Consider the following 25,475-nt stretch of genomic DNA (forward strand, 5'->3'; position numbering starts at 1 on the left):
GAGAGTTAAGATAATACTAGACCCGTTCACAAGCTATTCTTTATGCTTTTGGCTTTTGGCTTTTGGCTTTTGGCTTTTGGCTTTTGGCTTTTGGCTTTTGGCTTTTTAGCTTTTAGAGTGGATATTTACATAAAGCTAAAGCTTTTTTTTAAAGTGAAAAGTATTCCTCTATATACAAAGCTCTTCTTTATAAAACTTTTCTTGTTTAGACAGTAAAAATAATTTACTTAGCTCAGCGCGCAACCTCTGACCATTATGAATTGCCGCGCATATTAACGGCGTGTACTCGTCTATTTTGACAATAAACGAGCCACCATTAACTTCAGCATGAAAGCATTTACGCTTTTTAATCAGCTGAATGCATTCTTCATCAGATAGCGTTAGCATCTTCAATAACCTGTCTAAATTCGGTTTTTCGGTTCATAACAAACTCTTTAGCCTGCACCACACTTTCAACAAAGTCGATCACTTGCGCTTGCAGCTTGACGCGATTTAGCTTATTAATCCTAACGATACCACCTGGGCTCATTACATTGACTTCAATTAACTTACCGCCAATAACATCAATACCAGTAAAGTATAAGCCATCTCGAACCAGCTTAGGACCTATGTATTTACATAGCTTTTTCTCTTGTGCGGTTAATTTATGCTTAACGACTTTTCCGCCAGCATGAACATTTGAACGAACATCATTTGTGGCCGGTACTCGTTTCATCGCACCAATGGGTTCACCATTTAACATTAAAATACGAACATCACCTTCATGCGCGCCATGAACATAATCTTGTAAAATAACATAGTTACTACCCTTACCTTGTTCATCACCACCAATATAAAAATCAAGTAGAGATCTAAAACTTTGCCGAGCACTTTTTTCTAAAACAATAACACCTCTACCGCCATAGCCGTCAAGAGGCTTCAAAATCATTTTGTCGCTATCTGATTCATCAAAAATGCGCTCTAAATAGTCACGATTTTTTGATACATGAGTGGCAGGAATAAACTCACTTTCAGTATCTTGAAACGATGCCGTGTAAATTTTATTGTTGGCAACACGCAAGCCGTCCAGGTCGTTCATGATAAAGGTATCACCACGCACCGAATCAAGGAAGTTTAATGCCAAGGTATCTAACGGAGGGTTGGCGCGCATAATAACGGCATCAAAGCCTGCTAAAGGCAATTGTGCACGCTTAAAGTCAGCCGTTTTATAAAAACTCACCACATTATCTGAATATTTTGTTTTCTTAGTAAAAACATCACAAAAGGCACTGGCGACACTATCACGAATGGTAAGGTTATTTACCGTTGAAATAGCCACGGTGTGCCCGCGTTTTACACATTCATGAATTAATCGTAATGTTGAATCTGTTTCAGGCTCAATATCAGACCAAGGGTACATAATAAAACAAATTTTCATTGGCTTAGCTCAAATCAGGGATACATTAATTTAGTATCGTTATTTTTGCCGGAGCATACAGAAAACTTGTCTTATTTACTGCAAAAAAATAATTATCGTTACCTTAAAAAATATCTATGGATAGCAATTCTCAAATCAGCTCACATAACCTCATGCCCGCATAAGAAACAGCACCAAATCTAGAAAAGTCAATAGGTTATAGCTACTTATGATTTCTAGCTAGATATTTTTGCCTGAATTCAAGGCTTTTTGAAGCAGAAATAGCTGGCTATTTCTCTTCAAAATAACGAAGAAGTCAGTAAAATAACTGCTAGAAACGCATGGCTTATGTGAAGCTGAGGTTAAATAAAAAGATGCTCGTTACTATTGATATCTCTTGTTCTACCATGGCTTCTAGAAAAACCATGATGCACTCGGCTCTTTTCAACCGCTCTTAAATACTTTTTCCATAAGTTGCTTAAGTATAACTGGCCTTCACCTGCTTGCTGTACTTCCATAATAAACTGAGATTCTTCTTCATTTTCGGGAAATAATGTTCCCTGATGTAAGCCTTCTAACGTTGCCCCATAGATTGCTAATTCTTCAGACTCGCGTTTATTAAAATGACCGCTACGAGAGATACCATGTGCGAAAGAACGATCACCAAAAAATGTTGCCTTACCTTTTCTAATTAATGTTTCCATAATTCTTCACCTAAAAAAAGTTTTCTCGAATGTATGAAAAATTCTCGCCATTGAAAATCAAAAAATATTTGTCGCACCGATAACTTTTCTTTACATTAAAGCCATCAAGTTAATTTGAGTAGATTTATGGATATTCGAGTATTTAAAACCTTTATTGCCGTGGCGGAAAACAAACACTTTGGCAAGGCAGCAACAAATTTATACATAACACAAGCAGCGGTTAGTGCTCGTATTAAACAACTTGAAGAATTTTATGCAACCCAACTAATTATTCGCGAGAAAAACAACTTACGATTAACCCCGTCAGGCGAATCACTACTGGCTCACGCTTACCTAATGGTAAGTCAACTGGAGCAGTCAAAATTATCCATCTCAATTGCCAATCAGCAAAAAATTGCTTTTAATATCGCGGCAACACCTAACGTGTGGGATGCTTTTTTTAGTTACCGCATCCATGAGGCTATTGAGATATTTGAAAATGTTGCTCTAGGCACGGAGATATCTGTGCTTGATGCAATTCAGCGAAAACTAGACGATAGAACACTTGATGTTGGCTTATTAATGGATCCAATCAAAGATGATGGCTTTAGCAATGAATTAATAGGCCATTTTGATCTTTCTTTAGTTGGCAGCCGCGCTAATTTTGATAAAGAGGTTGAAGATTACATTTTAGTTGACTGGGGAATAACCTTTCATAAAGAACATGCGCTTCATCATAAAGTAATTCCTAGCTTTAAAACATCAACTGCGATGATTGCGCTGGAAGTGATGCTATCTAAAGGAGGCTTTGCCTACTTACCAACTGAGTTCATTACAGAGCAACTTAATAGCAAAACCTTATTTGAAATAGACGCTCCCGTACAAATTAAGCGCCCCATTTTTATGGTATATAAGAAAAGTAATAACAACAAAGAGTTAATTAATCAATTCAAGCGTTTATTACTGACAATACAGTAGCTTACAGGTTAAAAAGCAGATACAAAAGTTAACGGGTTACTTAACACATAGTTATAGGTATTAATGCCTCCGTTAATACCTATAGTTTTTATAGCTGCTTAGACTTACTTCATTCATGTGTATCTGATCTCATTTACCATATAGCAGAAATAACAAACGCACTTGTTTCATTTGCTGTTGTAACAATACCTCAATTCTTCATTATTACTTTACAACTAAATGATTAACTAAAAAGCTCAAGTAGAACCTCATAATTAGAGCGTGAGGCTCTACTTAATCTCTTCAAAAAAACTAACGCTCTATTCTTTTACTAAGCACTGCTTTATCAGATTGACAACTTCAGCAGTTGAGGTTTTTTCTGCAACACCTAAAACAGATAAACCATTTGATAAAATTGAATCTTTACAGTTAGCACCTTGCTCAATAAGTAAATTAACCAAAGTAGGGTTTTGTGTAAACACACCAAAAATCAATGAATCATAGTTATCAGGCGGAACTTTAAGGTTAACATCAGCCCCTTGAGAGATTAACTTTTTAACTATTTCTACTCTGTTGCAGCTAACTGCCATCATTAATGGCGTAACGCCATAACTTGAACGCTCATTAATGTCTGGAAATAGACTGATAATTTCATCATATAGTTCTGGTTTACTTGATAGAGCTACATAAAGTGCATCAAAATAAACTTCTGACGAATTGCTATTTTTTATGAAAGCAATATCACCTATTTCAGCTGCCAAAATGCCATCACTTTGCCAATATTCCCCTCTTTTAGATTTACCAGAAAGATACAGCTTAACTTTAATAAGCTCTTCTCCCTCAATGTTTCGCTCTGTCTTAATACAATTGGCTAAACTTCCATTAGCAAAAGTCTTTGTTGACAAGATCATAAGTATAATAAATAAGCATCTCATAGTTTATTGACCTCATTGATGAATGTTTTCAACACTTGTTCAGGTGATTTAGTTTTTGCTCCATATTGATTCCAGTCTATTTTAAGAGTTTGCCAAGGTATTACTGACCCTTGAGGGTTACCTACATGCAATCCTATCTGTTGATATGTTTGAATATCTTTCAGCCCCCAAATAAATGTATCCTTTAACAAACCAGCAGATATATCACCTAAATTATAACCATTTTGAATTGCAGCCAAAACACTCGTTTGGGTTTTATAGGTTTCGAGTAATTGTGCGATTAATGTTAAAGTGCTAACTTGTTTTGAGTTAAGGTGAGATTGACATGGCGAACTACTTCCACCTTCATCAGGGCCACCACCGGTATCACCTTCTGCAGGTCCTAACCCGAGTATATCGACAAAAGTTAACGGGTTACTTAACACATAGTTATAGGTATTAATACCTCCGTTAACACCTATCGGATCACTTTGTAAATATCTACCTATAGTTGCATCGTAATCACGAAAACCGTTATACCAAGAGTGTTTTTCTTCATCCCAATATTGCCCCGGAAAGCCTATATTAAGGTTACCAATATCATCACGTATTACCTCACGTCCAAAAGCTTGGTTATGAGCTTGCCATACGGTATTTTGGTGACGATCGGTGACTATTTCAGGTCGACCTAAGTGGTCATTATGAACATATAAAAACGATTTACCGTTTTTTTTCTGTTTATGTTTTGCAGATTTGCTTTTTGATGATTGCTTATTATATAAAGCCACTAGTTGTCCGTTTAGATAAATATATTCTTTAATAATAGTACCATTACGGCTTTCAGCTAATAATTGCCCCTCTGCACCATAAATAAAATGAATAACGGTACCATCAGCAAAGGTTTTGCTAACGCGTTTGCCATGAGCATTATACTGGTAATGCGCTTCTTGCCCGTTAACAATACTTTTAATCATGCGATTTTCAGCATTATAAACAAACGTTTTGTGAGTATTTTCAGTGATATCAGTTACCATATTACCGTTATCATCATAGGTAAATACTCGCTCGCCATTAGGCCCAGTAATAGACTCTAATCGGTTAGAGTCAGTTGCTATATGGTACTGACTACTATTAGCAAAATTTTCTTCGGTAATACGATTACCTAAGCTGTCGTACTGATAACTTGCAAACTCGCTACCCGCAATAACCGTTAAACGATTTAATGCATCGTAATCAAAGTTGTGAATACGATCATAGCGTAGATTTTCTAACGAGATAATATTACTTGCACCATCGTACTGATAACGCAAGTCTTGCACACCTGTAGCTAAAATTCGGCTAATGCGTTGCTTATTATTGTATTGAATAGCACGTTGTTGACCATTACCAAAAACCCATGATTTAATGCCACCAAATGGCTTATAAGCAACATGGTTAATTAGGGTTTCATTGTTCGCTTTAACTTTAATCACTTGACCTAATGTATTGTAACGATAGTTTACTTTTAAGCCACTTGGGTAGGTTATTTTTTTGACTAATCCCAGTTCATTATGATGATAATTTAACTGATATTGACTATCAGCCAAGGTAACAAACTTAGATTTTAATTCACCTGTTTTATGGTAAATATAGTGAGTTTCTCCACTAATATCAGTCAATTGACATAGCTTTCCGATACCATTTGCACACGTATCGTAACTGTATTGATATAACTGTGTTTCATTATGACGAGTAGCAATGATACGCCCCAACACATCATAACTAAAAATTAAGGTAGTACCGTCAGCTCGAGTATGGCTAACTTTATTCCCCGCGGCGTCATAAGTATAATGACTTATACCACTATCCGGACTATTTAACTCAACCAGTTCACCAAAGTCGTTATAAACATAGGTAGTATTATTCCCTCTAGCATCAGTTATCTTTGTAATTTGATTTTGCTTATTGTATTGGTAATACGTTGTTTGATTATCTGCATCGGTTTCAGCGATTTTACGGTTTAAGCTATCGTACTGATAATAGGTTGTTTTACCTTCACCATCACTCGCTTGCGTTAAGTTATTATTGGCATCGTAAGTAAAGCTGCCAACCAGCTCTCCGTTTCTATTTACTTGTGTAATACGACTCAAAGCATCGTAGGATTTTTGTACCTTAGAATCAAACAAAGTTTCTTGTATAAGTTTCTCCGTGACAGAGCAACCAGAGCTATCAGCTTTAATTTCGCAGTCAGAAAATGTCCATGCTTTTTCATCAGCTATCGTTGTTTTTTCTAGTACATTTCCTGCTGCATCTAACGTATAGTTAATTTCATGGCCTAGTGCATTAGTTTGCCCTACTTTTTGAAAAGCATCATTATAGTGATAATAGGTTTTGGCGCCGTTTGCAGCAGTAGTTTCGATTAGCTGATTTAAACTATTATAGCTAAACTTAGTTATTCGATTGTCTTTTCCTGGCACTTTAATTTTAGACTCGACTAATCGACCTTTGTTATCATACTTAAAGGTGGTTTTTACGCCATTAATATCAATTTTATAGCCTGCTTTGCCCAAAGCATTGTAATTACCATACTGTTGGCGATGACCTAGTGCATTTATCACTCGAAGTAAATTCCCTTGTTCATCATATTCATGCGTTACAGTGTCCATATTACCAATTTGCGGACCATCAATAACTTTCGTCGCAACATTACCGTTATCATGTAATTCATAGCTATAGTGCCATTGGCGAATATTGCCAGTGCTTTTCGATGTAATAGTTTTAGTAATTAACCTAAAGTTATCATCGTATACAAAATCGGTCGTTATATGATCTGTTATCGTGTTAAGTAGCAATGGATATTGGTAATGCCACTGGTATTGAGTTGTTTGAGCATTAACAGTACCAAACGCTTCAACTTTCTGCTCAAGTAACCCCCGGCTATTAAAATCATAATCTGTAATATTACCCTGCCAGTCAGTAATTTTATCTTTGTTACCGTACTCATCATAGCTATACACCTTATGCGCAGCATAACAATTACCAGACTCATGACCTTCTACTAATTCTGGTAATTTTTTCCCATTAACCGTTGTAAAATGGTAAGTTGTTTCTTTGCCTAAGGCGTTCTTAATTGTTGTGCTGTTATTATCATGATAAGTAAACTCGGTGCGTTCTGCACCACCAGCATGCTCACTATATATCGCACGAGCTTTATCATCATATTCCCATTGTGCATAGAGTTTATGGTTAATATGAACGCTAGTTAATACTCCTTGATATCGCTCATCATTATAACCATATTTATAGTGAGTATTATCTGCTTGAATAACAGTTTCCAACAAATTTTCAGGGGTATAGCTGTATTGATAGTTAACACCACCAACCTTGATAATTGACACGAGCCCTTGCTCGTTATACTCAATGAGCAATGATTGGCCACTCGTTGTTTGAACTTCAACTAAATCACCTTCCTCATATAGATAGAATGCACCTTGACGTTGCGCATTAAAACGAGAAATAAGTTGACCTTGGTTAGAGTAATTTTCTGTAATACCATTAGGCGCTTGATAAAGCCAGAGTTGAGCCTCATCAGAAAAGCCAAAGGCTGCAAATTGTCCATCTAAATGAAACCAATTTTCGTCAGAGCTATTATAAAGTAAATAAATATTGCTGCCATCGGGACGATTAAGCATGGCACTTGTAGGCTCACCATCATCATTACGATGAATAATCAAACTAAGGTCATGGTTGCTCATCCATTTATGACCATACATGCCTATATTATTTTGAGTTTGACTATAAAAGCGCTCGACATTCAACCACGGGTTTACTGATTGGTGATCTATGCTATGCTGATATTTTTTACCAGAGGCAATTAAAACAGGATTACCACCGCAGCTACTTTCAGTTGGTGGTGTTGTAGGAGTTGTAGTTGATGTACTTCCACCACTACCGCCACCGCCTCCAGAATCAGAACCGCTTGAGCCGCCAGAGTCAGAACCACCTGAGCCTCCACCTTCTATGTGGTATAAAGTCCACCAACAGACTGTTTGGGATACATTACCTCCTCCGGAGTTAGTGTATCGAGTTTGGCAATTTTTGACTCCTACAGGTCCTGCACTTGACTTCTCAGAAAAAGAAATTACTACAGCAAATACAGTTAGCAAAAGTAACTTTATTCTAAAGTTCATAAATATCCTTATTAAATTAATTGATAGAAATACAAAAATAGTGAGTTATTGCTTTCAATTGCTATACCTTGAAAACAATACTTCTACTATTCACCTTCCCTAGCCGATTAACCATAACAAAGAAACAAATTGCATACAATATAAAACCTAGAGGTAACGCCAATAATCTACTTATACTAACCTCCGACTTTGAGTTAGAGCTAACAAAAAAGGGCAATAACATTGCTGTTATTGCCCTTTAAAAATACTTATCTGTTTAAATCACTAGTGGTTCTCAGAAACCATATTCACAGTATATTTAGGAATTTCTACCACTAGGTCTTCATCTTCAACAATCGCTTGACAGCCTAAGCGAGATTCTGGCTCTAAACCCCATGCTTTATCAAGCATATCATCTTCTAGCTCATCACTTTCTTCGATTGAGTCAAAACCTTCACGAATGATGACATGGCATGTGGTACAAGCACACACTTTCTCACAAGCATGCTCAATACCAATGTCATTTTTAAGTGCGACATTTAATACGCTTTCACCTTGTTCAGCCTCAACTACTGCACCATCTGGGCATAGCTCTTCATGAGGTAAAAATATAATTTTTGGCATTGTTTATTTAACCTTATCTACAGATTGACCAGATAGCGCTTTACTAATCGAACTATCCATTCTTCGCTCGGCAAATACTGCCGTGCTTTGGTTTACTACTTCAATAGCATCTTCTATTGCTTTTGTTTCACTGCCTTGGCTAATGGTGGCTAAGGCTTTTAAATCTTTCTCTATGGTATTAACTTCATCTTCCGTTAATAACGCCTTATCAGTGGCAAGTGCTGCTTGTACAGACTCAATCACACGAGCGGCTTCTACTTGCTGCTCTTTAAGCATGCGTGCCTGCATATCTTCCGCGGCGTTACTCATTGAGTCCTTGATCATTTGGCTAATTTTACTGTCATCTAAGCCAAATGAAGGCTTCACTTCTATGCTTGATTCAACACCGGTTGATTTTTCCATTGCTGAAACAGAAAGCAAACCATCAGCATCCACTTTAAATGTTACCCTAATATGCGCAGCGCCTGCTGTCATTGCTGGAATACCTCTTAGCTCAAAACGAGCCAGTGAACGACAATCATCAACTAACTCTCGCTCACCTTGAAGTACGTGTACTGCCATCGCCGTTTGACCATCTTTAAAGGTGGTAAACTCTTGTGCTTTCGCCACAGGTATCGTGGTATTGCGTGGAATAACTTTTTCTACCAAGCCGCCCATGGTTTCTAAGCCAAGCGAGAGTGGAATAACATCCAGTAGCAACATATCACTATCAGGCTTGTTACCCGCTAAAATATCAGCTTGAATAGCAGCGCCGATAGCAACCACTTTATCTGGGTCAATTGAAGTTAATGGTGTCTTTTTAAAGTATTTCTCAACTTCTGCACGTACTAGCGGCACGCGAGTTGAGCCACCCACCATAACAACTTCAATCACTTCATCAACACTAATTTGCGCATCTTTTAAGCTGCGACGACAAGCGCGAAGTGTTTTGTTAACTAAGCTAGAGACCAGCTGCTCAAAGGTTTGCTTATTTAATGTATGAGACCAAGCGCCATTTTCAAGCGCTAATTCAATCTCGACTTGCTCGTTATCCGTTAATTGTTCTTTAGCAAAACAGGCTTGCTGCATTAACTGACGTTCAATTTCTGGTGATAATGGGCGAGCAAGTTCTGCTTTTTCAACTAAGTAATCAACAATAGCAACATCAAAATCGTCACCACCTAACGCTGAATCACCACCCGTTGCCAATACTTCAAATACGCCTTTATTTAATCGTAAAATGGAAATATCAAAGGTACCGCCACCTAAATCATAAACGGCAATAACACCTTCTTGACCAGAATCTAAACCATAGGCTACGGCAGCTGCTGTTGGCTCATTAAGCAAACGTAATACATTAAGGCCCGCTAATTTAGCAGCATCTTTTGTGCTTTGTCTTTGCGCATCATCAAAGTGCGCAGGTACGGTAATTACCACACCCGTTAATTCGCCACCTAGGCTAGCTTCAGCTCGTGCATTAAGTGTTTTCAAGATTTGTGCAGAAACTTGTACCGGATTAACAGCGCCTTTACGAGTCATAATTTCTGGGTGATTTTCATCACCGCAAAACTCATAAGGTAATGATGGATATTTGCTTTGAATATCAGTTAAAGAGCGACCAATTAAACGTTTAGCAGAAGTAATGGTATTTTTCGCATCTTTTACAGTTAACGCTTGAGCAGCCTTACCTACTAAAGTTTCGTTTTCTTGATAGCTAACAATAGATGGCACAATATCACTGCCGTCACTATCAATTAAGGTTTTCGTGCTACCACTTTGCACACTGGCAATCAGTGAATTTGTTGTGCCTAAATCTATTCCGGCAGCTAATCTGTGCTCATGAGGAACGGTACTTTGACCAGGTTCTGCAATTTGTAATAAGGCCATGGCTTTTCTTAATGTCGATTTTTAATGAAAAAAGTAAAGTGAAACAGTTTAAGGGGCTTAATCATCAAACAAGGTGTCTTCTAAGCGCTCTACTTCTACGTTCAATTTTTGATAAAACTTTAACTTACGCAAATTATCACATGCTAAGCTATTAGACTCTTTGCTGTTTTCGGTAATTTGCTGCTGTAGTTGAGTAAAAATTGCTTGATACTCGGTTGCTAGCTCTTCTTGTAAGGCAAACAGCGCCGCGTCAATATCATCAGCATGAGCAACCTCTTCTAGCATTTCTCTTAACTCCATCTGGCGCATCAAAAAGCTGGTATCGCCATAGGTATTTTGCTCGTCAGGCATATCGACACCGCGAAGTGTTAGCAAATATTCAGCACGCTTTAGTGGTTCTTTTAGTACTTGATAAGCATCATTAATCTCGGCAGATTTTTGCACGGCGATTAATTGTTCTTGTGATGAAGCATGAGCAAAACGATCAGGGTGCACTGTTTTTTGCAACTGCTGATAAGTTGAAGAAAGCTGATTAAGATCGACTTCGAATGAAGTTTCCATATCAAAAAGTTGAAAGTAATTCACAGTGTATATCCAGCAAGCATAAGTTGAGTAAATATTTTTACTTTGTTTAGCTAGCAAATTACTTACTAGCTAAACAAAGTAAAAGCACTAAAGAGTGCTTTTACTAATTAAATACGATTTAGCGTTTTATTAAATGCGCTAAACGTTAAAGCTTTCGCCACAACCACATTCGCCTTTGGCGTTCGGGTTGATAAACTTGAAGCCTTCATTGAGACCTTCTTTAACGAAGTCTAACTCAATACCTTCAAGGTAAACTAAGCTTTTTGCATCGATAATAATGTTAACATCATCAATTGAGAACATTTCATCATCTTCATTTAGCTCATCAACGAATTCCAGAACATAAGCCAAACCTGAGCATCCTGTCGTTTTAATCCCTAAGCGCAAACCTAAGCCCTTGCCTCGGTTTGCCATAAAAGACTTTACGCGCTCATTAGCAGCAGCAGTCATGGTTACAGACATGAGATTCTCCTGCTACTTACCGTGTTTGCTTTGGTAATCGTCAATAGCCGCTTTGATTGCATCTTCAGCTAAAATTGAGCAGTGAATTTTTACCGGAGGTAATGCTAATTCTTCTGCAATTTCAGTATTTTTTATTTCGCCTGCTTCTTCAATTGATTTACCTTTAACCCACTCAGTAACAAGTGAGCTAGAGGCAATAGCAGAGCCACAACCATAAGTTTTAAACTTAGCATCTTCAATGATACCTTCGTCTGATATCTTAAGTTGCAACTTCATTACATCGCCACATGCAGGTGCACCCACCATACCTGTTGCTACTGATGGATCATTCTTATCCATTGAACCAACGTTACGTGGGTTCTCATAATGATCAATAACCTTTTCACTGTAAGCCATAACACTCTCCTAGCTTGAACTAAGCAACACGCTATATTTTGTCACTTAGCAAAAATTTATTTCTCAGGCACGTTATTAGTGCGCTGCCCACTCGATTGAGTCTAAATCAATACCGTCTTTGAACATTTCCCAAAGCGGTGACATATCACGTAAGTGACCAATTGATTTTTGAATTAAGTCAATCGCGTAATCAATTTCTTCTTCTGTGGTGAATCGACCAAAACTAAAGCGAATAGAGCTATGCGCCATTTCATCGTTTAAGCCTAAAGCACGTAATACATATGAAGGCTCTAAACTTGCCGATGTACAGGCTGAACCCGATGATACCGCTAAGTCTTTTAACGCCATAATAAGTGATTCGCCTTCAACAAAGTTAAAGCTAACATTTAAGTTACCTGCATAACGTTTATCAAAATCACCATTAACGAACACTTGCTCCATTGAGCTAATGCCGGCCCATAATCTGTCACGCATTTTTGTTACGTGCTCTAAATCTTGCGCCATCTCTTCTTTAGCAATACGACATGCTTCGCCCATACCAACAATTTGATGTGTTGCTAAGGTACCGCTGCGCATACCACGCTCATGACCACCGCCATGCATTTGTGACTCTAAACGAATACGCGGTTTACGACGTACGTATAAAGCACCAATACCTTTAGGGCCATACATTTTATGCGCTGAAATAGACAATAAGTCGACTTTCATTTGCTGCATATCAAGGTTGATTTTGCCAGCACTTTGCGCGGCATCAACATGGAAAATAATTTTCTTAGCGCGACACATTTCACCAATTTCAGCAATATCTTGAATCACACCCACTTCATTGTTTACATGCATAATACTCACTAAAATTGTGTCATCACGCATCGCTTCATTTAACTTATTTAAGTCAATTAAGCCATTTTCTTCCGGGTCAAGATACGTCACTTCAAAGCCTTGACGCTCTAATTCACGACACGTATCTAATACGGCTTTATGCTCTGTTTTACAGGTAATAATGTGCTTACCTTTTTTACTGTAAAAGTTTGCTGCACCTTTAATAGCAAGGTTATCTGATTCTGTTGCCCCTGAAGTAAAGACGATTTCTCTAGGATCAGCATTAATTAATTCAGCAATCTGATTACGTGCAATATCAACCGCTTCTTCGGCTTGCCAACCAAACTTATGAGAACGCGAGGCAGGATTACCAAAATGCCCTTCAGTGGTCATATATTGCATCATTTTTTCTGCTACGCGTTTATCAACAGGTGTTGTAGCAGAGTAATCAAAGTAAATAGGAAGCTTCATTCGCTAACTCTCTCTTTTGTAATTTCAATATGACAGGTTAAGACCAGTCATTAACTATATTCTTTGTAGTGATCAGGGTTTCTAAAGCAATTTCTTTGTTTTGCCCTGTATGTAATTCATCTTGGCGCTGTGAAACAGTTTGTACATCTCGCTTCGCCACTAATTCGGATAAGGTAATGTTACGTAAGAACTCTTCGATACGTTCACTTAAGCCTTGCCAAAGTGAATGTGTTAAACACTGCTCGCCACCTTGACAATTACCTTTACCAGAACACTTAGTGGCATCAACGCTTTCATTCACTGCGCTAATAACATCGGCAACAGCAATTTGAGCAGAACATTTACCCAAACGGTAACCACCACCTGGACCACGCACACTAGTAACTAAACCATGCTTTCGTAAACGAGAAAAAAGCTGCTCTAAATAAGATAAAGAAATACCTTGGCGTTCAGATATATCAGCCAAAGATACCGGCCCATATACTGCGTGAATCGTCACGTCAAGCATAGCGGTAACTGCATAGCGACCTTTAGAGGTAAGTTTCATAATCTGCTCTCAAATACTCAACAGGGTAATAAGTAAAACTATTTAGCAGGACAACCAAATAAAACTTATTAATTGAATGCCGCGCATTTTACATAACCATATAAAATAGTCAAATATATACCCGACTAATCTACTCAAGTATTATACATCAAGAAAATCTGTGGGAAAAGTAATAGCTGGCATTCATGCCAGCTATATTAGAAGGTTTTGTTATTAGCCTTTTATTTTCAATAATAAACGACTATTAAATTTCAGGATCAAAACTGGCGACTTTACTTTCACGTCGCTTGGCTGCGGCGATTTCATCTTCAACAAACTCACCGACTCGTAACTCAGGTAAATCTTTTGAGCAAACGTCACCACCAAGATTATTAATTTCTTTGCATAAATCAGTTACGCGGCTGTCCATTAAATGAACGTGATCTATTAAGCGACCAATGGCTTTAGCAACCGGATCTGGGCTATCCGCGGAAACCGCATAGGCGTCAAAGCCATACTTTTGCGCCACTTGTTCACGCTTGTCATTTTCTTCACGTACCTTTTTATCTGGTACAATTTTGCCCGGAATACCAACCGCAGTAGCATTAGCGGGTACATCCTTTACAACCACAGAGTTTGAGCCGACTTTACCACCTTTACCTATAGTGATAGGGCCAAGCACCTGCGCACCTGCACCAATAACGACATTATCTTCTAAGGTTGGGTGACGCTTTCCGGCCTTCCAGCTAGTACCACCTAACGTAACCCCTTGGTATAAGGTTACGTCATCACCTATTTCAGCAGTGCCGCCAATAACCACCCCCATACCGTGATCAATAAAAAAACGTCGACCAATAGTTGCGCCTGGGTGAATTTCAATACCAGTTAACCAACGTGAAAATGTTGAGAAAAATCGTGCCAGTAATTTCCAGTTTGCCTTCCACAATTTATGACTAATGCGATGAAACCAAACGGCATGTAAGCCCGGATAATTTAGCAATACTTCAAAACTGTTACGGGCAGCTGGATCTCTATCAAAGACACTATTAATATCTTCTTTGATACGACTAAACATAATTTTTCCTTACATTAACTATTATCTTGACGCCTATGCGTGTAAGACAATTACTCTTTATTTTCTTTGGCGGCTCTTTCCATTGAGGCAAGAATACCGCGCATCATTTTAACTTCTTTAACATCTGGTCTTGCGCGATTAAATAAACGACGCAATTTGGTCATCACTAAACCTGGGTGATTTTCAACAATAAAGCCTGTCGCTTTTAATGCCTTTTCAAAGTGCTCATAAAAGCGCTCTGTTTCTTCTGTTACCGGATATAGCTCATCATCTTCACTGGTGGCTTTAACTAAGTTGCCGTTGCCTGTGCTGCGCTCTTGGTAATCTTGATCATGCGCGAGTAAATAACTTGTGCGCACTTCATAACTTAAGGTTTGTACCGCCATAGCAAGATTTAAAGAGCTATATTCAGGGTTTGCTGGAATTTGTACATGAAAGTGACACATTTGTAGCTCTTCATTAGTTAAGCCGCTACTTTCTCGGCCAAACACTAAAGCTACTGGGTATTCACTTGCCTCACTGACCATTTTCTCACCACAGTCTCTTGGCTCTAACATAGGCCAGGGTAAGGTGCGAGAACGGGCACTGGTACCAACCACTAAACCACAATCATCAATCGCCTCTGCTAAAGTACTAACCACTTTGGCATTAGCCAATACATCGGTAGCGCCTGCAGCGAGTGCTTGGGCTTGACCATTAGGCATTTCGATAGGGTCAACCAAAACTAGCTGACTTAAGCCCATGGTTTTCATCGCACGTGCTGCTGAGCCGATATTTCGACAATCAGAGGTATTGACCAAGACAATCTTTACTTTATCTAATAAGTTCTTTGATGATTCAGACATTCTTTACTCTATTCTTTACTAAATTACTAAGCTGCCATTTGATGAAATTAAGATTCACATCTAGATGGCTAAAATTGTTAGCAATTCTATCATAGAAGATTACTGCTGTACTTAATAAAAAGCACGCGAATTTTGCCTATGGCGCTATGGCGAATTGATCTTTTATAGTTGAATTATCTATATAAGCTGATCTCGGCTTAATAAATAACTCTCTAGCAACTAATTTTACTTACTTCTGCGTTAAATTTACTTGCAATAGACTGGCTATTGACGCGAAATTTGCCTTGAATTAAGTGAGAATTATCAAGCTAGAGTGCAAATCTTATGATTAACTATTTATATTTCAAATTGTTAGCATATCTCTTAAACCGAATTCAGGTATATATAACATCACACTATTTGCACCGGACAGTTTTTGTACGATTTTTTACTTGAATTGTTCGCCATCTTAGTTTCATTTTGCTATACTACGCGCCGCTTGATTTTCCGAGTGCGGAAAATCACTTTTGTTCTTTTAAAAGCCATTTACAAATAGGTACTCTATTATGCATCCCATGCTAAATATTGCCGTGCGCGCTGCGCGTACAGCCGGTAAAGTTATTGTTCGCTCATTTGAGCAACTCGACAAAGTTGAAGTTGAATCTAAAGGCACTAATGATTTTGTTAGTAGTGTTGATATTAACGCTGAACAAGTCATTGTTGAGACTATTCGTAAATCATACCCAGAACACACTATTATTGGTGAAGAAACTGGCGTATCTAAGGGCTCAGATGAAGACTATCAATGGATTATCGATCCACTTGATGGCACTACCAACTTTGTTAAAGGCATTCCTCACTTTGCCGTTTCTATTGCCTTAAAAGTAAAAGGTAAATTAGACCAAGCCGTTATTTTTGATCCAATTCGTGGTGAGTTATTTACTGCAAGTCGTGGTAAAGGTGCACAATTAAACGGCTTCCGTATTCGTGTAAACAAAAACAAAGAATTAGCTGGCGCAATTCTAGCGACAGGATTCCCATTTAAGCATAAACAGCACAGCCAAGCGTATATGGCAATGTTTAGCACATTATTCTTAAAGACTTCAGACATGCGTCGTGCTGGCTCTGCAGCGCTTGATTTAGCTTATGTTGCTGCTGGTCGTGTAGACGGTTTCTTTGAAATTGGTTTAAAGCCTTGGGATACCGCTGCAGGTGAGTTACTGGTAATTGAAGCAGGCGGTTTAGTGACTGACTTTGTTGGTGGTCATAACCATGCTAAATCAGGCAACATAGTTGCAAGTAGCACTGGCTTACAAAAAGACATCTTAAAAGACATTCGCCCTCATTTAGGTGAAGCGCTAAGCAAGTAGCAGCACCTGATTTAAAGCGGCTCTGATTAATAAGAAAAGCGCTTATGGCTTATTTGCCTAAGCGCTTTTTTTATGGCTATTTTTAGCCAACGAAATGCCTTAGTTTTTCTTGTTCTAGCTAGGTAAAAATAATTACTGGCGTTTAATTTGCTATAACTACAATATCTAGTTCTCGATAGTTATGTAAAAGCAGTCATGAATAACATCAATCCAAATAAACAAGCCTTTGTCAGGGGAGAAGTTGCACTGGTAGGCGCAGGCCCTGGCGACCCTGATTTATTAACACTACAAGCTTATCGCTTTATTCAACAAGCCGAGGTTGTTATTTACGATCGCTTAGTCAGTGAAGAAATAATGGCATTACTACCGAGTGAATGTCAGCGTATCTATGTTGGAAAAAAACAAGCGAATCATAGAGTTCCACAAGAAGGCATCAATAAACTACTACGCGATCATGCCCGTGAAAATAAACGCGTATTAAGATTAAAAGGTGGCGACCCCTTTGTTTTTGGTCGTGGCGGTGAAGAAGCACTGTACCTGCTTGAACATGGTATTGCTTGTCATATTGTACCGGGTATGACAGCTGCCTCAGCCTGTACAAGTTATGCAGGCATACCGCTAACCCATAGAAAAGTGGCGCGCAGTTGCACCTTTATAACAGGTAATGTGCAAGATAATGGTGCATTAGACTTACCTTGGCATACCCTTAACGATAGCCAACAAACTATCGTGTTTTATATGGGCATCACTAGCCTACCTATTATCACAGAGCAATTAATCAGTGCTGGAAGAGACTCCAACACGGCAGCAGCAATCATTTGTAATGGCACAAGACAAAGTCAGCAAGTATTTAAAGGCACACTAACTAAGCTAGCTGGGCTTGTTAAAGAGCACAATATTAAACCACCGAGCTTAATCGTTATCGGTGATGTTATTAACACCTTTAACCAAGCAGAATTATCAAATTTAGGCTACTTAACAGCAAAAACAAGCTAGGCTGAGTAGTTAAAATACTACCAGCCTACTCTATGATTGTGCAGAGTATTAGCGGTTTTGATTCTTGCTGGTACGGCTATTAGCTCGGCTTGGCTTTTTAGCCTGTGCTTGGTTGTTATTAGCATTGCCTTTGCTTGGGTTTTGCTTTGGCTTTTTTCCTTGTTTATTTTTATTGCTATTAGCGCTATTTCCAGTAGTTTTTTTATTGGCCGGCTTACGCTGCGCTTTTGCAGGCTGATGACCACGAGCATTTTCCCCTGAGCGCTGGCCGTCTTTATGCTCTACTTTGGCCTGCTTAGGTTTTTTCGGTTTCTTTGGCTTTTTCGCTTTTAATGGTCTTATAGGTCGAGACTCACCCAACTCATTAACCGGCACAAAACCTTCAATAACACGACGCTCTATATGCTGTTGAATAACATGTTCAACATCCCAGAGTAACTGTAGTTCATCTGCACACACAAAAGATAATGCCTGACCTGTATTCCCAGCACGTGCTGTTCGTCCAATACGATGCACATAATCTTCAGGTACATTTGGTAATTCAAAGTTAACCACTTGCGGTAATAAATCAATATCAATACCACGGGCGGCGATATCAGTTGCCACTAAGATTTTAACCGAGCCGTCCTTAAAGGCAGCAAGCGCTTTAGTGCGCGCCCCTTGGCTCTTATTGCCATGAATGGCTGCTGCTGATAAGCCCTCACTTTCAAGATGACGCGTCAATCGATTAGCACCGTGTTTGGTTTTAGTAAACACTAACACCTGCTGCCAATTATTTTCTTTAATTAGGTGTGTTAATAATGCAGGCTTACGCTTTTTATCTACTGCGGTTATCCACTGAGTCACTTTTTCCGCAGTGCTGTTTTCTGGGTTCACTGAAATCTCAAGCGGCTTATGTACTAAGCCTTTGGCTAATTCACGTATTTCAGGCGAAAAAGTTGCTGAGAATAATAAGTTTTGTCGCTGTTTAGGTAATAACGCCAAGATCTTTTTAATATCACGTAAAAAGCCCATATCTAGCATACGATCGGCTTCATCTAGCACTAACACTTCCAGTTGCGAAAACTTAAGCGCATTTTGGTTATATAAATCCAGTAAGCGCCCCGGTGTCGCCACTAAAATATCAACGCCTTTTCTAAGGCGCATCATTTGTGGGTTAATTTTAACGCCGCCAAAAACCACCGTAGAGCTAATATTTACGTGTTTTGCATAAGTTTCTACACTATCACCTACTTGCGCCGCTAACTCTCTGGTTGGCGTTAACACTAAAGCGCGAACATTGTTCGATGAGACTTTATTACCAAACGATAAACGCTCAAGTAAAGGTAAAGTAAAGCCTGCGGTTTTACCTGTGCCAGTTTGCGCTGCCGCCATAATATCGCGACCTGAAATAACCGCAGGAATTGCTTGCGCTTGAATAGGCGAAGGTGTTTGATAACCTTGCTCAGCAACGGCTTTTAGAATTGGGGCAGATAAACCTAGTGAGGTAAAACTCATAAATACTCTCTTTGAAACATATAAGGCTAGAAATAGTGTGCTTAAAACAACACCTAGCCGTGAGGGCGTGCAGGATACAGTAAGGGTAAGTGTAGTGCAATTATTATCAGGTGTATGTTAGCAACAAAAAAGCCGACAGCTAAGTGTCGGCTTTTACTAAATTGCTTTAGTTAAGCTAAATGCTAAGGCATCATTTCTTCTTGATCAGCACCTTCTTTTTCAATCACTTCAGGGATCAAATCTTCTTTTGAAATGCCTAAAGTTAATGCTACTGATGAAGCAACATAAATTGACGAGTAAGTACCAACAAAAACACCAAATAATAACGCAGTAGCAAAACCATGAATTAAAGCACCACCCCAGAAAAACAACGCTGCTAATACCAATAAGGTTGTCAATGAGGTAATAAAGGTACGACTTAAGGTTTGCGTTAATGAGATATTGATGATCTCTTCAGCAGTACCAGTACGTAACTTACGGAAGTTTTCACGAATACGGTCAGAAACAACAATGGTATCGTTAAGGGAGTAACCAATAACAGCCAAAATTGCCGCCAGTACCGTTAAGTCAAACTCTAAACCTAGTACAGAGAATAAGCCCAGTGTTAACAAGACATCATGGAATAATGCTGCCACAGAGCCGATAGCAAAGCGCCACTCAAAGCGAAAGGCAACATACACTAAAATACAAATTAGTGCCGTTAACATGGCTAAGCCACCCTGCTCAGCTAGTTCATCACCAACACTTGCTCCAACAAACTCAATACGGCGCATATCTATGTTTTGCCCAGTATTTTCTTGCAAAATATCAAGTACTTGGTTACCTAACATTTCCGCTTTAACGTCATCACGTAAACCTAAGCGAATGACAACATCACGGCTACTCCCGTAAAATTGAATTTTCGCTTCAGGATAACCATTACTGGTCATAACACCGCGTAGCGTTTCCAAATCAGCGGCTTGTTCAAAGCCTACTTCAATTAAGGTACCGCCAGTAAAATCTAAACCAAAGTTTAACTTATTGGTGGCCAGAGAGGCGACTGCCGCCAGCATTAATAGTGCACTAAAGATCATCGCATACTTGCGATAGCTCATAAAGGCAACAGTTTCTTTTAATCTAAAACTAAACATAATCTTTAAACTCTCACCTTACTATATAGAAAGCTTTTCAAGGCGTTTACCACCCCAAACAGCATTAACTACCGCTCTTGATGCCACAACAGAGGTAAACATTGAGGTGATAATACCAATTGACAATGTTACCGCGAAACCTTTCACAGGGCCTGTACCAACAGCAAATAAAATAAGCGCGGCAATTAAGGTGGTGATATTGGCATCAATAATAGTTGAAAACGCTGCTTCATAACCTTGGTGAATGGCTTGTTGAATTGACTTACCTTCACGAATTTCTTCACGGATACGTTCAAAAATAAGCACGTTAGCATCAACTGCCATACCTACGGTTAATACAATACCTGCCATACCCGGCAAGGTTAATGTCGCACCTGGGATCATTGACATAACACCAACAATCAATACTAAGTTAGCACCTAAGGCTAAGTTAGCGACCACACCAAAGGCACGGTAATAGAACATCATAAAGGCAAAAACAAAAGCAAAACCTAACATAATGGCTTTAAAGCCTAACTGTACGTTTTCAGCACCTAGCGTTGGACCAACCGTACGTTCTTCAACAATAGTAATTGGCGCAATCAAGGCACCCGCTCTAAGTAATAGTGCTAAGTTATGGGCTTCAGCTTGACTGCCAGCACCAGTAATACGGAAAGTTTTACCTAAACGCGCTTGAATGGTGGCAATTGAGATGATTTCTTCAACTTTTTCAAAGATGATATTACCTTCAGCATCTTTCTTATCTGTCGCTTTGTACTCAATAAATACCGTAGCCATTGGCTTACCAATATTGTTTTTCGTACCGTTAGACATCTTGCTACCGCCAGCACTATCAAGCGAGATATTTACTTGTGGGCGTGAATATTCATCAAAGCCAGATTTAGCATCGGTGATGTGATCACCCGTTAGCATAATACGCTTTTTAAGTAGTGATGGTTTGCCATCACGGTCGGTAAGTAAAATTGAGCTCGCTGGCACACGACCATTTAACGCGCTGGTTAAGTCACCTTCAGTATCAACTAATCTAAACTCAATCGTTGCCGTCGCATTTAAGATCTCTTTCGCTTTTGCTGTATCTTGTACACCCGGTAACTCAATCACTATGTGCTTTTTACCTTGACGTTGTACTAATGGCTCAGCGACACCTAACTCATTAACACGATTACGGATGATAGTAATGTTTTGTTGCAGCGCATATTCACGAATTTCTTTTTGCTTTTGCTCAGTCATCGACGCTTTAATTAACAGCTCATCTTCATCAGTTGTTAAAACAAGATCACGATAGCGCTTTTCTAGTAACGACTCCGCGGCTTGTAAATCTTCAACTTTACGGAATATTACTACTATGTTGTCGCCGTCTTCTTTAACGCTACGATAACGAATTTTCTCATTACGTAAATCGTTACGAAATTCACCCACTAAGCCCGCTTTGGCTTTTGCCATCGCTTCTTTCATGTTCACTTCCATTAAGAAGCTAACACCACCACTTAAATCAAGACCTAGCTTCATTGGCGCACCACCAATGCTTGCTAACCAGTCTGGTGTATTTGGTGTTAAATTTAACGCGACTGAATATTGCTTGCCTAAATGGTCATCAAGAATATCACGGGCTTTTAGTTGCGACTCAGTGTCTTTAAAGCGCGTTAAAATCTGCCCTTTGTCCAAGGCAATGTTGTCGTAAGCAATATTATTTTGTTCTAATTGTGCTTTCACTTGATCAAGTGTTGCGGCATCAGCTTCAACACCTCGTAAGCCAGACACCTGAACAGCTGGCGCTTCACCATATAGGTTAGGTGTGGCATAGAGCGCACCTAAGGCAACAATAAATGCCACCATCAGTGTTTTCCATAAAGGGTACTTGTTTAACACTATGTGTCCTTTTTTATCTTAAATTGAGCACGGCTATAACAACTTTTATTTAAGCAAAAGGCTTATTTACCAAAGAAAATAAGCCTTTAAATAAAAAATCAATTATAAGTTTTTCATTGTGCCTTTAGGTAAAACCGCACTAATGGCTGCTTTTTGAATTGTCACTTCAGTACCTTCAGCAACACTGATAGCAATAAAATCTTTCTCATCAGATACTTTAACGATTTTACCAACAATACCACCTTGAGTTAGTACTTCATCACCTTTAGATAAGGCTTCCATTAAGCTTTTATGCTCTTTTACACGTTTAGCTTGCGGGCGGTAAATCATAAAGTAAAACACTAAACCAAACACGGCTAGCATAATGATCATTTCCATGCCACCACCGGCTGGTGCTGGAGCGCCTGCTTGAGCGTGTGCTGTACCGATTAATAAACTCATAATATCCTCTTACTTCTTATTATTTAAAAACTGAACATGACACCAATAGCTATATCAGTGTCAGAAAATTCTTACCACTAAACCTGCTTACTACCTTCAGCCAAAGGCGGAACAGGTAAACCACGCAGAGCGTAAAACTCTTCAACAAAGTCGTCTAATTTACCTTGCTCAATGGCATCACGCAATCCTTGCATTACGCGTTGATAAAAGTGCAAGTTATGTAAGGTGTTTAATTGCGAACCTAAAATTTCTTTACACTTATCTAAATGATGTAAATAAGCGCGTGAGTAGTTTTTGCAGGTGTAGCAATCACAGGTTGGATCTAATGGTCCAGTATCTGTTTTATGGCTAGCATTGCGGATTTTTATTACACCATCATTAACGAATAAGTGACCATTTCTGGCATTACGCGTTGGCATAACGCAATCAAACATATCAATACCGCGACGAACACCTTCAACTAAATCTTCAGGCTTGCCTACTCCCATCAGATATCGGGGCTTATTTTCAGGTATCAAGGGCGCGGTGTGATCTAATATGCGAATCATGTCTTCTTTTGGCTCACCTACTGATAAACCGCCAATGGCATAACCATCAAATTCGATATCTTTTAAGCCTTTGATAGAGATTTCACGTAAATCTTCGTACATGCCGCCTTGGACAATACCAAATAAAGCATTCATGCTATCGCCGTGAGCATCTTTTGAGCGCTGCGCCCAACGAAGCGATAATTCCATCGACTCTTTAGATTCTTCATGTGTTGCTGGGTATGGCGTACACTCATCAAAAATCATCACGATATCTGAATTTAAGCTACGCTGTACTTCCATTGAACGCTCAGGCGTTAACATAATTTTTTCACCATTGACTGGCGAGCTAAACAATACACCTTCTTCAGTAATTTTACGCATTTCACCTAAGCTAAATACCTGAAAACCACCCGAGTCAGTTAAAATTGGCTTATCCCAATTCATAAAGCCATGTAAGCCACCATGTTGCTCAATAATATCTGTACCTGGACGCAACATTAAATGGAAGGTATTGCCTAATATAATATCAGCGCCAGTTGCTTCAACTTCATCGGTTTTCATGCCTTTTACTGTGCCGTAGGTACCAACAGGCATAAAAGCAGGGGTTTCTACGACACCGCGATCAAAAATAAGGCGGCCTCTTCTGGCTTTGCCATCTTTTTTGATCAATTCATATTTCATTCTATTTTTTACAGTTTCTGTCATTTTTTACTCTCTTCACCCACTAGCAAAACAGGCCGGCGGTGCTTAGTTTATTGATTGGTAAGTGAATATTTACCAACACACAATTGTTATGCTGATGTTTGTTTAGTTAAAAACATGGCATCGCCATAACTAAAAAATCGATACTTTTCCTTAATGGCATGCTGATAAGCAGGCATAATATGCTCATAACCTGCAAAAGCACTCACTAACATTAATAAGGTTGATTCAGATAAATGAAAGTTAGTAAGTAAGGCATCCACCAGTTTAAATTGATAACCTGGGGTGATAAAAATATCTGTATCACCATAAAAGGCGCTTAAGGCTTCGCCTTTATCACTAGCAGCTTTAGCAGCGCTTTCTAACGAACGTACTGACGTTGTGCCAACTGCAACAATTCGACCACCGCGCGCTTTAGTATTTTGAATTTGCTGAACAACCTCATCAGGCACTTCAACATATTCAGCATGCATAATATGATCAGCAATTTCGTCTACTTTAACTGGCTGGAATGTACCGGCACCAACATGCAAAGTAACAAACGCTAACTCAACACCTTTAGCTTTTATTTTCTCTAAAATGGCTTCATCAAAGTGTAAACCTGCGGTAGGCGCGGCAACGGCGCCAGGTTTTTCATTATAAACCGTTTGATAGCGCTCTTTATCACTGTCTTCATCAGGTCTATCTATGTAAGGAGGTAGCGGCATATGGCCAATATCTTCAAGAATATTTAACACCCCTTGCTCACCATGAAATTTAAGTTCAAATAACGCGCCGTGGCGCGCAACCATAGTGGCTTTAATTTCAGCATTTTCTTTACCGGCAAAAAGCAGCTCAGCATCAACTTTAGGTGATTTACTTGAGCGGATATGCGCTAGAACACTATGTTGGTCTAACATACGCTCAACCAGTACCTCTATTTTACCGCCAGTCGACTTTTGACCGAACATGCGCGCAGGTATTACACGAGTATTATTAAACACTAATAAATCACCGGCATTGAGTTGTTCGATAATATCCACAAAACCTAAATCTTGAATGCGACCCGAATTGCCATCTAAAGTCATCAAGCGACTACCAGTACGATCAGCTTTAGGGTAACGAGCAATAAGCTCTTCGGGAAGGTTAAATGAAAAATCGGATACTCGCATGAATTGACTAATCGCTCACTATTGGTTTCTGACAGTATTACGC

General features: G+C 39.0%; 23 protein-coding genes. 3 read left to right on the plus strand and 20 right to left on the minus strand.

All coding sequences use genetic code 11. The annotated features are described in order from the left end of the window. Positions 1–168: 168 nt before the first annotated feature. From EMK97_RS06635 to maoP, 3 genes are all read right to left on the minus strand, one after another. Complete coding sequence (locus tag EMK97_RS06635) at positions 169–387, minus strand: hypothetical protein (protein WP_130600570.1); 219 nt, start codon at positions 385–387, stop codon at positions 169–171. After that, a complete protein-coding gene (gene gshB / locus EMK97_RS06640; RefSeq protein WP_130600572.1) occupies positions 371–1,417 on the minus strand; it encodes a glutathione synthase in 1,047 nt (348 codons plus the stop codon). The genes EMK97_RS06635 and gshB overlap by 17 nt, the downstream gene beginning before the upstream one ends. 341 nt (positions 1,418–1,758) lie before the next feature. Further along, a complete protein-coding gene (gene maoP, locus EMK97_RS06645) occupies positions 1,759–2,100 on the minus strand; it encodes a DUF413 domain-containing protein (RefSeq protein WP_130600574.1) in 342 nt (113 codons plus the stop codon). A 126-nt stretch (positions 2,101–2,226) separates the two neighbouring features. On the opposite strand from maoP, the gene EMK97_RS06650 reads away from it, so the two are divergent. Beyond that, entirely contained in the window at positions 2,227–3,057 is an 831-nt protein-coding gene (locus EMK97_RS06650) for a LysR family transcriptional regulator (protein WP_130600576.1), read from the plus strand. Positions 3,058–3,356: 299 nt separating this feature from the next. Here the strand turns inward: EMK97_RS06650 and EMK97_RS06655 are convergent, their stop codons facing one another. The 11 genes from EMK97_RS06655 to trmJ form a co-directional block, all read right to left on the minus strand. Continuing rightward, the gene (locus tag EMK97_RS06655) at positions 3,357–3,947 is read right to left on the minus strand and encodes an ankyrin repeat domain-containing protein (protein WP_170176730.1); all 591 of its coding nucleotides are present in this window, start codon (positions 3,945–3,947) and stop codon (positions 3,357–3,359) included. Positions 3,948–3,967: 20 nt separating this feature from the next. Then, on the minus strand, positions 3,968–8,119 hold the full coding sequence (locus tag EMK97_RS06660; protein WP_130600580.1) for an RHS repeat-associated core domain-containing protein: 4,152 nt from the start codon (positions 8,117–8,119) through the stop codon (positions 3,968–3,970). 264 nt (positions 8,120–8,383) lie between these two features. Beyond that, positions 8,384–8,722 carry an ISC system 2Fe-2S type ferredoxin gene (fdx, locus tag EMK97_RS06665; RefSeq protein ID WP_130600582.1) on the minus strand — a complete coding sequence of 113 codons (339 nt, stop codon included), beginning with the start codon at positions 8,720–8,722 and terminating at the stop codon, positions 8,384–8,386. Positions 8,723–8,725: 3 nt separating this feature from the next. Continuing rightward, complete coding sequence (gene hscA, locus EMK97_RS06670) at positions 8,726–10,588, minus strand: Fe-S protein assembly chaperone HscA (protein ID WP_130600584.1); 1,863 nt, start codon at positions 10,586–10,588, stop codon at positions 8,726–8,728. Between the two features lie 57 nt (positions 10,589–10,645). Beyond that, positions 10,646–11,149, minus strand: a complete 504-nt coding sequence (hscB, locus tag EMK97_RS06675) for a co-chaperone HscB (RefSeq protein WP_246028900.1) — start codon at positions 11,147–11,149, stop codon at positions 10,646–10,648. Positions 11,150–11,311: 162 nt separating this feature from the next. Beyond that, on the minus strand, positions 11,312–11,635 hold the full coding sequence (gene iscA / locus EMK97_RS06680) for an iron-sulfur cluster assembly protein IscA (RefSeq protein WP_130600588.1): 324 nt from the start codon (positions 11,633–11,635) through the stop codon (positions 11,312–11,314). Between the two features lie 12 nt (positions 11,636–11,647). Continuing rightward, positions 11,648–12,031 (minus strand): Fe-S cluster assembly scaffold IscU, encoded by a 384-nt coding sequence (gene iscU, locus EMK97_RS06685; RefSeq protein WP_130600590.1) that lies wholly within the window; start codon positions 12,029–12,031, stop codon positions 11,648–11,650. Positions 12,032–12,106: 75 nt separating this feature from the next. After that, positions 12,107–13,321 (minus strand): IscS subfamily cysteine desulfurase, encoded by a 1,215-nt coding sequence (locus tag EMK97_RS06690; protein WP_130600592.1) that lies wholly within the window; start codon positions 13,319–13,321, stop codon positions 12,107–12,109. 37 nt (positions 13,322–13,358) lie between these two features. Next, entirely contained in the window at positions 13,359–13,868 is a 510-nt protein-coding gene (gene iscR / locus EMK97_RS06695; RefSeq protein WP_130600594.1) for a Fe-S cluster assembly transcriptional regulator IscR, read from the minus strand. 244 nt (positions 13,869–14,112) lie between these two features. Beyond that, positions 14,113–14,922 carry a serine O-acetyltransferase gene (gene cysE, locus EMK97_RS06700; protein WP_130600596.1) on the minus strand — a complete coding sequence of 270 codons (810 nt, stop codon included), beginning with the start codon at positions 14,920–14,922 and terminating at the stop codon, positions 14,113–14,115. 50 nt (positions 14,923–14,972) lie between these two features. Beyond that, positions 14,973–15,767, minus strand: coding sequence for a tRNA (cytosine(32)/uridine(32)-2'-O)-methyltransferase TrmJ (gene trmJ, locus EMK97_RS06705; protein ID WP_130600598.1), 795 nt, complete (start codon positions 15,765–15,767; stop codon positions 14,973–14,975). Positions 15,768–16,312: 545 nt separating this feature from the next. On the opposite strand from trmJ, the gene suhB reads away from it, so the two are divergent. Both suhB and cobA read left to right on the plus strand, forming a co-directional pair. Next, a complete protein-coding gene (gene suhB / locus EMK97_RS06710; protein WP_130600600.1) occupies positions 16,313–17,116 on the plus strand; it encodes an inositol-1-monophosphatase in 804 nt (267 codons plus the stop codon). 195 nt (positions 17,117–17,311) lie between these two features. Then, on the plus strand, positions 17,312–18,112 hold the full coding sequence (gene cobA, locus EMK97_RS06715; RefSeq protein WP_130600602.1) for a uroporphyrinogen-III C-methyltransferase: 801 nt from the start codon (positions 17,312–17,314) through the stop codon (positions 18,110–18,112). A gap of 48 nt (positions 18,113–18,160) precedes the next feature. On the opposite strand, the gene EMK97_RS06720 is transcribed toward cobA, so the two are convergent. From EMK97_RS06720 to queA, 6 genes are all read right to left on the minus strand, one after another. Continuing rightward, entirely contained in the window at positions 18,161–19,609 is a 1,449-nt protein-coding gene (locus EMK97_RS06720) for a DEAD/DEAH box helicase (protein WP_130600604.1), read from the minus strand. 182 nt (positions 19,610–19,791) lie between these two features. Continuing rightward, a complete protein-coding gene (secF, locus tag EMK97_RS06725) occupies positions 19,792–20,739 on the minus strand; it encodes a protein translocase subunit SecF (RefSeq protein WP_130600606.1) in 948 nt (315 codons plus the stop codon). A gap of 21 nt (positions 20,740–20,760) precedes the next feature. Next, positions 20,761–22,608: a protein translocase subunit SecD gene (gene secD / locus EMK97_RS06730; protein ID WP_130600608.1), complete on the minus strand. Its 1,848-nt coding sequence runs from the start codon at positions 22,606–22,608 to the stop codon at positions 20,761–20,763. A 102-nt stretch (positions 22,609–22,710) separates the two neighbouring features. After that, positions 22,711–23,049 (minus strand): preprotein translocase subunit YajC, encoded by a 339-nt coding sequence (gene yajC / locus EMK97_RS06735; protein ID WP_130600610.1) that lies wholly within the window; start codon positions 23,047–23,049, stop codon positions 22,711–22,713. A 77-nt stretch (positions 23,050–23,126) separates the two neighbouring features. Continuing rightward, positions 23,127–24,260, minus strand: a complete 1,134-nt coding sequence (gene tgt / locus EMK97_RS06740; RefSeq protein WP_211342305.1) for a tRNA guanosine(34) transglycosylase Tgt — start codon at positions 24,258–24,260, stop codon at positions 23,127–23,129. A gap of 110 nt (positions 24,261–24,370) precedes the next feature. Next, positions 24,371–25,432, minus strand: coding sequence for a tRNA preQ1(34) S-adenosylmethionine ribosyltransferase-isomerase QueA (gene queA, locus EMK97_RS06745; RefSeq protein ID WP_130600614.1), 1,062 nt, complete (start codon positions 25,430–25,432; stop codon positions 24,371–24,373). Between the last annotated feature and the right edge of the window lie 43 nt (positions 25,433–25,475).

The organism is Litorilituus sediminis (assembly GCF_004295665.1).
GTDB classification, from domain to species: domain Bacteria; phylum Pseudomonadota; class Gammaproteobacteria; order Enterobacterales; family Alteromonadaceae; genus Colwellia; species Colwellia sediminis.